Annotated in this window: 1 pseudogene; it reads right to left on the reverse strand. The window is 71.8% G+C overall.

The annotated features are described in order from the left end of the window. A pseudogene (locus tag KDL01_RS42620) lies at positions 1 to 394 on the reverse strand (thymidine phosphorylase); the annotation flags it as partial.

Genomic DNA, 394 nt, shown 5'->3' on the forward strand with positions numbered 1-394 from the left:
CCACCGACTCGCGGACCTCCAGCGCGTTGCCGGCGGTCAGGCCGAGCGGGGTCGCCATGTCGGTGAGCAGGGCCACGGTCCGCACACCGTGGTCGGTGCCCAGGCCGACCATCGTCCGCGCCAGCTCCCGCGCGTCCTCGATCGTCTTCATGAAGGCGCCCGAGCCGACCTTCACGTCCAGGACCAGCGCGCCCGTGCCCTCGGCGATCTTCTTCGACATGATCGAGGAGGCGATCAGCGGGATCGCCTCCACCGTGCCGGTCACGTCGCGCAGGGCGTACAGCTTCTTGTCGGCCGGGGCCAGGCCGTCGCCCGCCGCGCAGATCACCGCGCCGGCGTCGTCCAGCACGGACAGCATCTCCTCGTTGGAGAGCAGGGCGCGCCAGCCGGGGAT

It is taken from the genome of Actinospica durhamensis (assembly GCF_018139695.1).
Lineage (GTDB): Bacteria > Actinomycetota > Actinomycetes > Streptomycetales > Catenulisporaceae > Actinospica > Actinospica durhamensis.